At 59.1% G+C, this 12,261-nt stretch carries 12 protein-coding genes; 8 read left to right on the forward strand and 4 right to left on the reverse strand.

The features are described from left to right. Positions 1-108: 108 nt before the first annotated feature. Genes AC3WS7_RS14060 through AC3WS7_RS14075 form a run of 4 tightly spaced genes read right to left on the reverse strand, consistent with a single transcriptional unit; the run spans position 109 to position 4,615 of the window. Positions 109-1,569, reverse strand: coding sequence for an NAD(P)H-hydrate dehydratase (locus AC3WS7_RS14060; RefSeq protein WP_492656785.1), 1,461 nt, complete (start codon positions 1,567-1,569; stop codon positions 109-111). Beyond that, positions 1,553-2,440 (reverse strand): MBL fold metallo-hydrolase, encoded by an 888-nt coding sequence (locus tag AC3WS7_RS14065; protein ID WP_296470035.1) that lies wholly within the window; start codon positions 2,438-2,440, stop codon positions 1,553-1,555. Before AC3WS7_RS14065 ends, AC3WS7_RS14060 begins: the two co-directional genes overlap by 17 nt. A 12-nt stretch (positions 2,441-2,452) precedes the next feature. Next, positions 2,453-3,295, reverse strand: a complete 843-nt coding sequence (locus tag AC3WS7_RS14070; protein WP_296470034.1) for an HDOD domain-containing protein — start codon at positions 3,293-3,295, stop codon at positions 2,453-2,455. Positions 3,296-3,355: 60 nt separating this feature from the next. Then, positions 3,356-4,615 (reverse strand): FAD-dependent oxidoreductase, encoded by a 1,260-nt coding sequence (locus AC3WS7_RS14075; RefSeq protein WP_492656786.1) that lies wholly within the window; start codon positions 4,613-4,615, stop codon positions 3,356-3,358. Between the two features lie 282 nt (positions 4,616-4,897). Between AC3WS7_RS14075 and rpsB the strand changes: the two genes are divergently transcribed. The 8 genes from rpsB to rseP all read left to right on the forward strand — a co-directional run bounded on the left by rpsB (position 4,898) and on the right by rseP (position 12,217). Then, positions 4,898-5,650, forward strand: coding sequence for a 30S ribosomal protein S2 (gene rpsB / locus AC3WS7_RS14080; protein WP_296470028.1), 753 nt, complete (start codon positions 4,898-4,900; stop codon positions 5,648-5,650). Positions 5,651-5,734: 84 nt separating this feature from the next. Next, positions 5,735-6,658, forward strand: a complete 924-nt coding sequence (tsf, locus tag AC3WS7_RS14085) for a translation elongation factor Ts (protein ID WP_296470025.1) — start codon at positions 5,735-5,737, stop codon at positions 6,656-6,658. A gap of 45 nt (positions 6,659-6,703) precedes the next feature. Beyond that, the gene (gene pyrH, locus AC3WS7_RS14090; RefSeq protein ID WP_296470022.1) at positions 6,704-7,426 is read left to right on the forward strand and encodes a UMP kinase; all 723 of its coding nucleotides are present in this window, start codon (positions 6,704-6,706) and stop codon (positions 7,424-7,426) included. Positions 7,427-7,468: 42 nt separating this feature from the next. Then, entirely contained in the window at positions 7,469-8,029 is a 561-nt protein-coding gene (gene frr / locus AC3WS7_RS14095) for a ribosome recycling factor (RefSeq protein ID WP_296470021.1), read from the forward strand. 14 nt (positions 8,030-8,043) lie between these two features. Beyond that, positions 8,044-8,769 carry a polyprenyl diphosphate synthase gene (gene uppS, locus AC3WS7_RS14100; protein WP_492656787.1) on the forward strand — a complete coding sequence of 242 codons (726 nt, stop codon included), beginning with the start codon at positions 8,044-8,046 and terminating at the stop codon, positions 8,767-8,769. A gap of 11 nt (positions 8,770-8,780) precedes the next feature. Then, positions 8,781-9,626 (forward strand): phosphatidate cytidylyltransferase, encoded by an 846-nt coding sequence (locus AC3WS7_RS14105; protein ID WP_492656788.1) that lies wholly within the window; start codon positions 8,781-8,783, stop codon positions 9,624-9,626. Further along, on the forward strand, positions 9,623-10,822 hold the full coding sequence (ispC, locus tag AC3WS7_RS14110) for a 1-deoxy-D-xylulose-5-phosphate reductoisomerase (protein ID WP_492656789.1): 1,200 nt from the start codon (positions 9,623-9,625) through the stop codon (positions 10,820-10,822). Before AC3WS7_RS14105 ends, ispC begins: the two co-directional genes overlap by 4 nt. 18 nt (positions 10,823-10,840) lie before the next feature. Next, complete coding sequence (gene rseP, locus AC3WS7_RS14115) at positions 10,841-12,217, forward strand: RIP metalloprotease RseP (RefSeq protein ID WP_492656790.1); 1,377 nt, start codon at positions 10,841-10,843, stop codon at positions 12,215-12,217. Positions 12,218-12,261 lie beyond the last annotated feature (44 nt).

Consider the following 12,261-nt stretch of genomic DNA (forward strand, 5'->3'; position numbering starts at 1 on the left):
GCGGCTGGGTCCGCCGGGTGCCTGGGACGTCTGGCGGATTGCACTAAATTTGCTATCTAAAAGATAGCTGCTTGCGCATATTCCATAGGGGTTATAGGCCTATTTGGCTTAAATTTGGCGAGCCAGCTCGGGGGCCGTCAGCGTGGATGCCATGTCCCACTGGTCCGCCACTTGGCCGTGCCGATAGCAAGCGCGGCAGGCGGCCTCGAAAGCGGCCTCTCCCTGTCCCATCAGGCTGCCCAGCAGGCCGGCCAGTACATCGCCCGTGCCGGCGATGGCCAGTCGCGCATTGCCGGTGGGATTGAGGCGCGGAAGTTCGCCGGGGCTGGCGATGATGGTTCCTGATCCCTTCAGTACCACAGGGCACTGGAATTGGTCAGCCAACGCTTGTGCGCTGGCCAAGCGGTTGGCCTGTACCGTCGCGGTGCTGCTGCCCAACAGGCGTGCAGCCTCCAGGGGGTGCGGCGTGAGTACCGTGGTACCCGGCTTGCGCGCTGTCAGTGTGGGGTGCCAGGCTGGGTTGCGGGCCAGTGCGTTCAGGGCGTCTGCATCCAGTACCAGTTGCCGGGCGTCTGCCAGGAGCTGCGGCAGGCATGCCTCCACGGCATCCCCACCCCCGCAACCCACCACCACGGCCATGTCAGCGATGGCGAGCTGGGCAAGGTTGCCTTGCATCAGGGCAGGGTGGGTGGCAAATACCGCATCGTGGTCGCCCTCGTCCAGCAGGGCCAGGTAGACGCGTCCGGCACCGGCGTGCAGGGCTGCAGTACCCGCGAGCAGCGCGGCTCCCACCATGCCAGTGGTGCCGCCCACCACGGTCACATCGCCGAAGCTGCCCTTGTGGGTGGCGTGCAGGCGCGGGGGGCGGGTGCTGACGGTGTTCAGCCAGGCATCTGGCGGGTGGGGTGTGGCGACGTCCAGCGTGTCCAGCCAGATGTCACCGCAGGCGTCGCGCCCTTGGGCGGTGAACTGGCCTGGTTTGAGGGCTAGAAATGACAGTGTGGCCCGCGCCCGCACGCATGCGCCTGGGGTGTGACCGGTGTCGGCCATCAGGCCGCTTGGTATGTCCGCCGCAATGATGGTGCCGTTGCCGGCCCGCATGGCCTGGATGGCGGCCAGCGCCGCGTCGCGGGGCGCTGTATGCAGCCCGATGCCAAGCAGTGCATCGATGCAGACATCCCAGTGCGGCGGTGGTTCGGGGTGGATGCTGATGCCTGCGGACCGGGCTCTTTGCAGTGAGGCTGCTGCATCGGCAGGTAGTGCATGGGAGGCATCGGGCAAGGACAGCCAGACGGTTTTGCCCCAGCGTTGCAGGTGCAGGGCGGCTTCGATTCCGTCGCCGCCATTGTTGCCCCGGCCACAGGCCACCCACACTGCGCGCGCGTGGGGGGCGTAGGCCAGTGTGAGTCTTGCCAGGGCCAGCCCGGCGCGCCGCATCAGGGTGTGGGTGGGGAGGGGGGCTGCGGCGCGGGCTTCCAGGGTTCGCAGTGCCAGCGTGCCTAGCAGAGGGTAGGGCATGGGGCGCAACGGACCTTGCGGGCCCAGCACCCATTCAGAATTCGTAGACATCGCCTTCGCGGGCCAGGCGGATATCCATGCCCTGTGCCAGTGCAGCGTTGCTGTGCAGTGCCTCGGCAAAGGCCAGCTCCAGCGCGTCATCACTGCGTGTGGGTTCGTGGTGGGTGCAGAACAGCACCTTGGCGCCAGCGCCGCGCGCGCTGCCAATGCTGGTGCTGAAGGTGCCGTGGCCCCAGCCTTTTTTCGCGGGGTATTCGGCATCGGTGTAGGAGCTGTCTGCAATGTAGACATCCACACCGCGAATGGCATCCTGGATTGCGCGTTCCTTCTCGTCCACAAACACCTGGTACTCGTCGTAGGCTTCGTCGCCCGGTTCGTAGATGTTGTAGGGTGGCTCATGGTCCCCTGTGAAAAACACCGACTTGCCGTTGCATTCAATGCGGTAGCCAAAATCGATCACCGGATGGTTCAGCAGACAGGGGGTCACGGTGGCTGAGCCGATCTGGATCGGCTGGTCTGGCATCAGGGTGACGTATTCAATGCGCGCCTTCATTTCAGCTTCACGTACCGGGAAGTAGCTGTACTGCAATTGCACCGCCATGACCTGCTCAATGCCCTTGCCCGACACCGGGTCGAAGCAGCCATGCAGGCGCAAGGTGTTGCCGGGAATGAAGTTGGGAATGAAGAAAGGCAGGCCCTGGATGTGGTCCCAATGGGAATGGGTGATCAGCACATTGGCGGTGACGGGCATCTCGGCCAGCAGCGTTTGCGAGAGCGGGAAAATGCCGGTGCCCGCGTCCAGGATGATGAGTTCGTTGTTGTCCGTACGGACTTCAATACAAGTGGTGTTGCCGCCGTAGCGCACTGTCTTGGGGCCAGGTGAGGCGATGGACCCACGAACACCCCAAAACTTCACCTTCATGCCGTCTCCTTTTTACAATTTGGCAAAAACCTGTGCTTCTGCAAACAGGTTGTCCAGATTCCCCATGGCGGCAATCACCGCGTCCAGATCGCCACCCAGGCGCTTTTGAATGGTGGCCGGAAGTTCTTCAACTTTGTAGTTGCCAGCAAAGCCGTATTGCAGCTTCTTGCTGATCTGGTTCGCAGCAAACACACAGGCAATCATGTCTGTGTCCTTCAGGTCCTCCACCCGTTGGTGCCGTATGGTATCGATCAAATGGGGGGCAAAGCGCCATTTTTCGACCAACATGGCGCCCACGATGGCATGGTCGGCACCGATGGTGGTTTGCAGCGCTGCGTGCAGGGAACTCTGCCCTTCCCGGCTGAGGTGCAGTGCCGCCCGGAATTCCATGGGCATGAATTGGGCGAACACCACCTTGCCAAAGTCATGCAACAAGCCGGCAATAAAGCAATCCATGGGGTCGGCGTCGTCCACCTTGAGCGCCAGTTGTTTGGCAATTCCTGCGGTAGCCAGGGAGTGCAGCAGGTACTGCTGCACGTCAAAGTCTGCGGCGTTGTCCTTGGGCAGCATGCCAATGGCGGCAATGCTCAAGGCCAGGTTTTTGATGGTGTTGAAGCCCAGATACACCACGGCATGACCAATCGAGGTGATTTGTTTGGGCAGGCTGTAGTAGGCCGAGTTCACGACCTTCAGGACCTTGACCGTGACCACCGGGTCCTTGTCGATGACATCTACGAGGTCTTTGGGGGTGCTGTTGACATCCCGTGTCAGCTCCAGAATGCGTTGCACGCTCTTGGGAAATGCCGGCATGCCGTCCACGGCAGCGGTCAGTTTTTGCGAAAGTTCAGGACTCATGGATAAAGCGTCTCCCTCATCCCATTGTGTCAGCAGCACACGGGCATGGACAACAGTTTTTTAGCGCAAAAACCGGGTCGGCAGCACGGAGGGGGATGCAATGGCGGTGGGGCGTCCTGCAATCTGGTCAGCCAGCAGCCGAGCCGAGCCACATGCCCATGTCCAGCCGCAGGCGCCATGTCCGATGTTCAGCGACAACTGGGGCAGTCCGCTGGGGCCTATGGCGGGCAGTCCATCGGTGATGGCGTGGCGTGTGCCATGCCAGACCTGGGTGCCTGCCGGATAGTTGGCCGCTCCGGGAAAGTACAACTCCAGCGCCCGGTACATGGCGTTGACCACCTGCGCATGCTTGACGTCCGGCTGGGGTCCCAGTTCTGCGCCAGCACTCACGCGGATGCGGTTACCCAGACGGTTGATGACCAGGTTGTCGTGCAGATCGTAAACAGCGCTTCGCGGGGCATTCAGGGGCTCGCGGATTGCAACACTCAAAGCGTAGCCATGCAGCTCGACCAAGGGGATGTGCAAGGGCTGCTTGGCCAGCAGATGCCGGGGGAACTGTCCGGTGCACAGCACCACGTGGTCAGCGGTGACCACGTCCGTGCCTTGTGCGCTTGCCAGCGTCAGTGTGGGTTGGGGCTGCAGGCTCAGGTCCTGCAGGTCTGTCCCGAAATGGTATTTCACCCCCATTTTTTGGGTAACCGTTTTCAGTTCCAGGGCAAATTGCCGGCAGTTCGCCACTTGGTCGCCCGCCAACCACAGTGCGGCGTGGAAGGGGGCCTCGCTGTGCAAGGAGGGCTCCAGTTTGCGGGCCTCTTCGGGGGTGAGTACCTTGCAGGCAATGTCTTGGGCCTTCAGTGCTTCCAGGCTTGTTTGAAGGCGTTGCAGAGCAAGCTCTGTGCGCACTAGCACCAGTTGGCCTTCGCTGCGCTCAATTTCCAGCTGGTTCTGCCCGATGATGTGCCCCAGACGCTCTGCGCTGTAGCGCCCCAGCTGTTGGGCCACAGCAAGCTGCCTTGCATGTGCCTCCGGGCTGTGGGCTTGCGTCCAACGTCGCAAAGACTTCATTTCCTGTAGCGAGCGCCATGGGCGGCGCGTCAGGCGCCGCCCCGTCTCCAGGAAGCGCATCACCGCATTTCCCTTGTGACTGGGGAACGCGTAGGGCAGGTACATGCTGGGCGCGACCAAGCCACTGTTGGCAAAGCTGGCCTCTTCGCAGGCGGCCGCAGATTTGTCAAAAACTGTGACGGTATGTCCATCTGTTGCCAGCTCATAGGCTGTGGCGATGCCAACCACGCCGGCGCCCACTACTACAATTTTCATCGTTACTTTCAGATACTTTGTCGCAAACTTTGCGCTTGCGTTGCAAGCTATTTTTTCACAAGCGTGGTGAGAATTCTCCGCCTGGCTGCAGTTTGCGCATGAAAAAGGCTCTGGGTCAGGCCTTTTGCCTGAATTGCCTGCGTGATATACTCGATTGGCTTTGCTGGGGGTGCATTCGTTCCCCGCAATAGCAATCACAAACCGGTCCACCAAGGTGTTGCGCCTGCTTTATGCGGGGGCGATGTGCGGGCCGGATTTAAGACCTAACCTTTGGAGTTAATCATGGCAGTTACTATGCGCGAAATGCTGGAAGCCGGCGTTCACTTTGGGCACCAGACCCGCTTCTGGAATCCCAAGATGGCCCCGTTCATCTTCGGTCACCGCAACAAAATTCACATCATCAACCTGGAAAAGTCGTTGCCGATGTTCCAGGAGGCGGCCAAGTTCGTGCGCCAGTTGTCCGCCAAGCGCGGCACCATCCTGATGGTGGGTACCAAGCGTCAAGCCCGCGAAATCGTTGCTGCTGAAGCGCAGCGTGCCGGTGTTCCCTTTGTGGACCAGCGCTGGTTGGGTGGCATGCTGACCAACTTCAAAACCGTCAAGACATCCATCAAGCGCCTGAAGGACATGAAGGTTCAGCAGGAAGCTGGTCTGGACAGCATGAGCAAGAAAGAGCAGCTGATGTTTGCCCGTGAGCTGGAAAAGCTGGAAAAAGACATCGGTGGCATCCAAGACATGAACACCTTGCCTGACGCAATTTTCGTGATCGACGTGGGCTACCACAAGATCGCCATTGCAGAAGCACGCAAGTTGGGCATTCCTTTGATCGGTGTGGTGGATTCCAACCACTCTCCCGAAGGCATCGACTATGTGATTCCTGGTAACGATGACTCTTCCAAGGCGGTGACTTTGTACGCCCGTGGCATTGCGGACGCGATCTTGGAAGGCCGCGCTAACGCTGTGGACGACGTGGTCAAGGCAGTCTCTGCTGAAGGTGAAGACGAATTCGTTGAAGTGAGTGAAGTCGCCGCCTAAGGCGTTGCGTCACCCTTCAAAAGGGGGCTTTGTTGCCCCTTTTTTTTAGCTCTTACTTAAACTACTGAATTACGGAGAATCCAAATGGCAGCAATTACAGCAAGCATGGTGGCAGAACTGCGTGGCAAGACCGATGCCCCCATGATGGAGTGCAAAAAAGCATTGACCGAAGCCGAAGGCGATATGGTCAAAGCGGAAGAGTTGTTGCGCGTCAAATTGGGCAGCAAGGCTGGCAAAGCGGCTGCTCGCGTGACCGCCGAAGGCGTGGTCGCTACCAGCATTCAAGGTACTGCTGGTGCGTTGATCGAAGTGAACTGCGAAACTGACTTTGTGACCAAAAATGACAGCTTTTTGGCCTTGGCCAATGCCGCTGCGTCGCTGGTGGCCAAGCACAACCCCGCCGATGTGGCTGCTTTGAGCGCACTGGCTTACGAGCAAGACGGTTTTGGTCCCACGCTGGAAGACGTGCGCAAGGGCCTGATCGGCAAGATTGGCGAGAACATGACCTTCCGCCGTTTCAAGCATTTCGATGGCTCTACCAAACTGGCCTCGTACCTGCACGGTACGCGCATTGGCGTGGTAGTGGAGTTTGACGGCGAAGAAGTTGCTGCCAAGGATGTGGCCATGCACGTGGCTGCCATGAAGCCTGTGTCCTTGTCTTCTGACCAAGTGCCCGCCGAGTTGGTGGAGCGTGAGCGTTCTGTGGCGGCCGCCAAGGCAGCGGAAGACGCCGCAGTAGCTACTGCTGCTGGCAAACCTGTGCAATCTGCCGAAATCGTGGCCAAGCGCATTGAAGGCGGTGTGCAGAAGTTCCTCAAGGAAGTTTCCTTGTTCAACCAGCCTTTCGTCAAGAATGACAAGCAGACCGTGGAGCAAATGCTCAAGGCCGTCGGCACCACCGTCAAAGGTTTCACTTTGTACGTAGTTGGCGAAGGCATCGAGAAGAAGGTCGACGATTTCGCTGCAGAAGTGGCTGCACAAGTCGCAGCTGCCAAGCAAGCCGCCTGATTGCAGGCGTCGCTAATTACCACCACCTACCTTTCGGAGTCGCCCATGAACCAAGACCGTCCTGCCTATAAGCGCATTTTGCTGAAGCTGTCGGGCGAGGCACTCATGGGGGATGACCAGTTCGGCATCAATCGCAACACCATCGTGCGCATGGTGGATGAAATTGCCGAAGTTACCCGTTTGGGCGTCGAGGTGGCGGTGGTGATTGGCGGTGGAAATATCTTCAGGGGTGTTGCCGGTGGATCCGTCGGCATGGACCGTGCTACTGCTGATTACATGGGTATGCTGGCAACGGTGATGAACGCCTTGGCCCTGGGTGACACCATGAACAAGGCGGGACTCATTGCACGCGTCATGTCTGCTATCGGTATTGAGCAGGTCGTAGAGCCTTATGTGCGTCCCAAGGCGCTGCAGTACCTGGAAGAAGGCAAAGTTGTGATTTTTGCCGCCGGTACTGGCAATCCCTTCTTCACGACAGACACTGCTGCTGCTCTGCGTGGTGCCGAAATCGGGGCTGAGATTGTGCTCAAGGCGACCAAGGTGGACGGTGTCTATAGTGCCGATCCCAAAAAAGATCCTGCGGCTACGCGCTACTCGAAGATTACTTTCGATGCGGCCATGAACCAGAATCTTGGCATCATGGACGCTGCCGCGTTTGCGCTGTGCCGCGACCAAAAATTGCCCATCAAAGTCTTCTCTATTTTCAAACACGGAGCCCTAAAGCGCGTCGTGATGGGTGAGGACGAGGGCACGTTGGTTCACGTTTGATACTTCGACTCGCCTCATTCGCCTGTACCCAAGGAAGTCACCATGTCACTTGCCGATATCAAAACCAACCTTGAAAACAAGATGGACCAATCCATCGCGGCTTTCAAGAACAACTTGACCAAAGTCCGTACGGGACGCGCCAATCCGGCGTTGCTGGACACTGTGCAAGTCGATTATTACGGTTCGATGCTGCCTCTGAGCCAGGTTGCCAATCTGTCCTTGATCGATGCACGCACCATCAGTGTGCAGCCTTGGGAAAAAGGCATGGGTGCGAAGATTGAAAAAGCCATTCGTGAAAGCGATCTGGGTTTGAACCCATCGAGCATGGGGGATCTGATTCGGGTGCCTATGCCTGCAATGACGGAAGAGCGACGTCGTGAACTTACCAAAGTGGTTCGTTCGGAAGGCGAAGCGGCCAAGATCGCGGTGCGCAACCTGCGTCGCGATGCCAACGAGGCCGTGAAAAAGCTGGTGAAAGACAAGCTGGCGTCTGAAGATGATCAGAAGCGATCGGAAGCAGACGTACAAAAACTCACCGACAAGCACATCGCCGAAGTGGACAAGCTCGTGGCGTCGAAAGAGCAAGACATCATGGCGGTTTGACGGCCTGTCTTTCCATGGCACACCCCGATGCCGGGCCACACCATGTGGCGATCGTGATGGATGGCAATGGGCGCTGGGCCTCCAAACGATTCCTGCCACGCCTTGCTGGCCACAAACAGGGCGTTGACACCCTCAAGCGCATCGTGCGTGCTTGTGCGCAGCGGCACATTGCCGTCCTGACCGTGTTTGCTTTTTCGTCTGAAAACTGGAGTCGTCCTCAGGAAGAGGTTTCGGGGTTGATGGACCTGCTTGCAGGCGCGCTGGCCCGGGAAGTGTCTCAACTCAAACAGGACGGTGTGCACCTGCGCTTTGTGGGGGACCGTTCCGGGCTGTCGGAGCGCGTGCAGGCTGGCCTGTCCCGTGCGGAGCTGGACACAGCGGACAACCGCCTGATGACGCTCAATGTGTGTTTCAACTATGGTGGTCGCTGGGAGATCGCGCAGGCTGCCGCCCAGTTGGCTCTGCGGGGTGAACCGATCACCGAGACTTCCTTGTCTCAGGCCATGGCGCTGGGCACTGGGCCGGACCCAGATTTGCTGATTCGCACGGGTGGCGAGTTCCGCTTGAGCAATTTTCTGCTGTGGCAGTCTGCATATACGGAGTTGTATTTCAGCCCCGCGTATTGGCCGGACTTTGATGAGCAAGCGTTGGACCAAGCGATTGCCGAATACCATGCGCGTGAGCGCAGGTTTGGCAAAACCTCCGCGCAAGTGACGCAAGCCAGCGTCTCCCCCATTTAAAAGGACTGCCCATGCTGCGGCAACGAGTCATCACAGCGGTGCTGCTTCTGGCAGTGCTGCTTCCCGCCGTGTTTTACCCTCAACCGCTGGCATTTGGTGTGGTCGCGACCGTACTGATTGCTGCTGGTGCTTGGGAGTGGGCACGCTTGAACCAGTTGAGCTCTACCGGAGCCTGGGCTACGGGAATTGCCTGTGGTCTGGTGTGTGTCGCGTGGCTGTATGGCTTCGATGGGCTTGTCCCGGTCGGGGGGCTTTGGCTAACGGTCACGGCCGTCTGGATTTTGGGCGGAAGCTGGCTGTTGGCCCGTGGTGCAGCCGCGTGGATATCGGTACCTAAAGTTGTTCGCTTGTTGGTTGGTGTGGCCTGTCTTTGCGCAGCTTGGCTTGCAGTCACACAGGCCCGGGTCATTGGCATCAATTTCCTTTTCTCGGTCATGGTACTGGTCTGGGTGGCGGATATCGGGGCGTATTTTTCAGGTCGCCTGATGGGTGGCAAGCTGTTTTCTCGCAAATTGGCACCTTCCGTCAGTCCCGGTAAGACCTGGGAGGGGGTGTTGGGTGGTTTGTTCGGTGTCGCACTGTGTGCCTTGCTATGGATGCAGTTGGAGCAGCGATTGGCGCTGGACAGTGTGAGCATTTACGGCAAGCTGCGACAACAGGGCTGGCTGGTCATGGCCATTGCCATGGTGTGGCTGACTGCTTGGAGCGTGGTCGGGGATTTGGTGGAGTCTCTGATAAAACGTAGTGCAGGTGCCAAAGACAGCAGCAACCTATTGCCTGGCCATGGTGGTGTGCTGGATCGCCTGGATGCGCTGTTGCCAGTGCTTCCCATGGCCATGATGTTGCAGTCGCTATGAGTACCCTGTTGCGTCGCGTGACTGTATTGGGGTCGACCGGCTCCATTGGGGTGAACACGCTGGATGTTATCGCGCGGCACCCGGCACAGTTCGAAGCGTTTGCGCTGACGGCTTCCACCAATGTTGAGGTGATGCTGGCGCAGTGTGTGCGCCACCGTCCGAAGTTTGCCGTGATGGTGAGTGAGGCCCATGCGTTGGAATTGCAAGCACGTTTGCAGACCACCAATGTGCCGACCCAGGTCCTGAGCGGTCCGGCAGCCCTTGACACGGTAGCTGCGCACCCTGATGCCGATACTGTGATGGCAGCCATTGTGGGCGCTGCTGGTTTGCCATCCTGCATGGCTGCAGCCCGTGCGGGCAAGCGTTTGCTCTTGGCCAACAAGGAAGCACTGGTGGTCGGTGGTCAGCTATTCATGGATGTTGTGCAGGCCGGTGGAGCCACCTTGCTGCCCATCGACAGTGAGCACTCTGCCATCTTCCAGTCCCTGCCGGAGAGCCGATCGTTATGGGCCTCGACGGTAGACAAAATCATCCTGACGGCGTCAGGCGGCCCTTTTCGCAGACGTGCGTCGGCGACTTTGCGTGATGTGACCCCGGAAGAGGCCTGTGCCCATCCTAATTGGGTCATGGGACGCAAAATCTCGGTGGACTCTGCCACGATGATGAACAAGGCGCTCGAAGTCATTGAGGCTCGTTACCTGTTCGGTGTATCGCCCGAGCGTATTGAAGTGGTGATTCATCCACAGAGCGTGATTCACTCCATGGTGCAGTTTGTCGACCATTCGGTGGTGGCGCAGCTGGGCACACCTGATATGCGAGGCCCCATTGCCTATGGACTGTCCTGGCCGCAGCGTGTGGTCTCGGGTTCGGCTGCCATCGATTTTTCCCAACTGGCGGGGTTAAGTTTTGAGGCCATCCATTCCCATGGCCACCAGGAGCGCTTTCCCGGATTGCAACTGGCTTGGGATGCGATGGCAGGGCCGCAAGGGACCACTGCGGTACTCAATGCGGCCAACGAAATCGCGGTGGCTGCGTTCCTGAATCGTCAGATTCGTTTCGACCACATTCACCAGGTGAACCTGGAGACGCTGGCCGCAGCGCAATTTGTCCCCCCGGGCTCCATTGGGGACTTGCTGGACATTGATGGATTGGCCCGACGCATCGCCGAGCAAGTGGCGCAGAAGCTGGCGCACTGATCGCCTGAAGGTATTGCAATGCTAACCCTGGCTGCCTTTGTCATTGCGATTGCCATTTTGATTGCGGTGCATGAATGGGGGCACTACCGCATGGCGGTGGCATCGGGGGTCAAGGTCCTGCGCTTCTCGATTGGTTTTGGCCCACGGGTGTGGGGGTGGACGTCGGCGCGTTCTGGAACCGAGTTCGTGCTGTGTGCTTTGCCTCTTGGCGGCTATGTGAAGATGCTCGATGGTCGGGAAGGCCCTGTGGACCCGGCAGAGGCATCTCGCGCATTCGACACCCAGAGCCTGGGAACACGTTCCGCTATTGTGGCTGCGGGCCCGCTGGCTAATCTTGTTCTTGCCGTCGTGCTCTACAGCATTGTGCATTGGTCAGGCTCAATGCAGTTGGATGCGGTGTTGTCCCGTCCCGTCACGGGCTCCCTTGCCGCCCAAGCCGGGTTTGAGGGCGGCGAGCGTATTCTGGCTGCGGGCACAGACGCTGACGCGATGGAGCCTGTTCAGTCGTTTGAAGATTTTCGATGGTGGTTGACGCAAGCAGCATTGGCAAAAACCAGCTTACTGGTGGAGTACCGTGAACCTGCTTCCGCCAATGGCATGCCAGTGGCGGTTCAGAGACGAACCCTGAATCTCGGGGCGATGGATACCCGTTTTGCCGACGCCAGTCTGTTCCGTGCCATTGGCTGGCAGGGGCCTTGGTCCGCGGCGCGCATTGGGGACGTTGTGCAAGATGGAGCCGCCGCTGACGCCGGGTTGAAAGCGGGTGACCTTGTCACCCATGTGGATGGCATCCCGATAGCGGATGCAGCCCAGCTGCGCGAATTGATCCGGGTGGCCGGCGCAGCCAACCCCGTTGCGACCCAGCGGTGGCAATTGAACCGTGACGGCGAACACATCCTGTTGTTGGTCACGCCCCGCCGGGAGTCGGTGGACGGGCAGTCCATTGGACGTATTAACGCCTTGGTGGGTGATAAGCCTGCGATGGTGCTCGTCAGGTATGGCGTGTGGGCGGGACTGGAGAGAGCCCTGGTGCGGACCTGGGAGGTCTCGTTGTTGACGCTGAAAATGATGGGCAGGATGGTGGTGGGGGAGGCTTCCTTAAAAAACCTCAGTGGCCCTCTGACGATTGCCGACTATGCCGGCAAATCGGCCGCCGTGGGCTGGTCCCAGTACTTGGTGTTTTTGGCTCTCATCAGCATCAGTCTTGGCGTTCTCAATTTGCTCCCCATCCCTGTCCTCGATGGAGGGCACCTGATGTATTATCTTTGGGAGTCGTTGACGGGGCGCCCTGTGTCTGATGCATGGATGGGCTATCTGCAACGTGCTGGCTTGGGTGTGCTCTTGGCAATGATGTCGATTGCGGTATTCAACGATGTGGCCCAACTATTGAGTTGAGCGCGTGCCTACAGGCCGTGCAGCCCACACTATTAGAACTGGCA

This window comes from Rhodoferax sp. EU05-FHT12H12, assembly GCF_058791215.1.

Bases quoted from the DNA above. Each gene is read 5' to 3' on its own strand.
- tsf (WP_296470025.1), top strand. From the start codon at position 5,735: ATGGCAGCAATTACAGCAAGCATGGTGGCAGAACTGCGTGGCAAGACC.
- frr (WP_296470021.1), top strand. From the start codon at position 7,469: ATGTCACTTGCCGATATCAAAACCAACCTTGAAAACAAGATGGACCAA.
- AC3WS7_RS14065 (WP_296470035.1), bottom strand. From the start codon at position 2,440: ATGAAGGTGAAGTTTTGGGGTGTTCGTGGGTCCATCGCCTCACCTGGC.
- AC3WS7_RS14075 (WP_492656786.1), bottom strand. From the start codon at position 4,615: ATGAAAATTGTAGTAGTGGGCGCCGGCGTGGTTGGCATCGCCACAGCC.
- pyrH (WP_296470022.1), top strand. From the start codon at position 6,704: ATGAACCAAGACCGTCCTGCCTATAAGCGCATTTTGCTGAAGCTGTCG.
- rseP (WP_492656790.1), top strand. From the start codon at position 10,841: ATGCTAACCCTGGCTGCCTTTGTCATTGCGATTGCCATTTTGATTGCG.
- uppS (WP_492656787.1), top strand. From the start codon at position 8,044: ATGGCACACCCCGATGCCGGGCCACACCATGTGGCGATCGTGATGGAT.
- rpsB (WP_296470028.1), top strand. From the start codon at position 4,898: ATGGCAGTTACTATGCGCGAAATGCTGGAAGCCGGCGTTCACTTTGGG.
- AC3WS7_RS14070 (WP_296470034.1), bottom strand. From the start codon at position 3,295: ATGAGTCCTGAACTTTCGCAAAAACTGACCGCTGCCGTGGACGGCATG.
- AC3WS7_RS14105 (WP_492656788.1), top strand. From the start codon at position 8,781: ATGCTGCGGCAACGAGTCATCACAGCGGTGCTGCTTCTGGCAGTGCTG.
- ispC (WP_492656789.1), top strand. From the start codon at position 9,623: ATGAGTACCCTGTTGCGTCGCGTGACTGTATTGGGGTCGACCGGCTCC.
- AC3WS7_RS14060 (WP_492656785.1), bottom strand. From the start codon at position 1,569: ATGTCTACGAATTCTGAATGGGTGCTGGGCCCGCAAGGTCCGTTGCGC.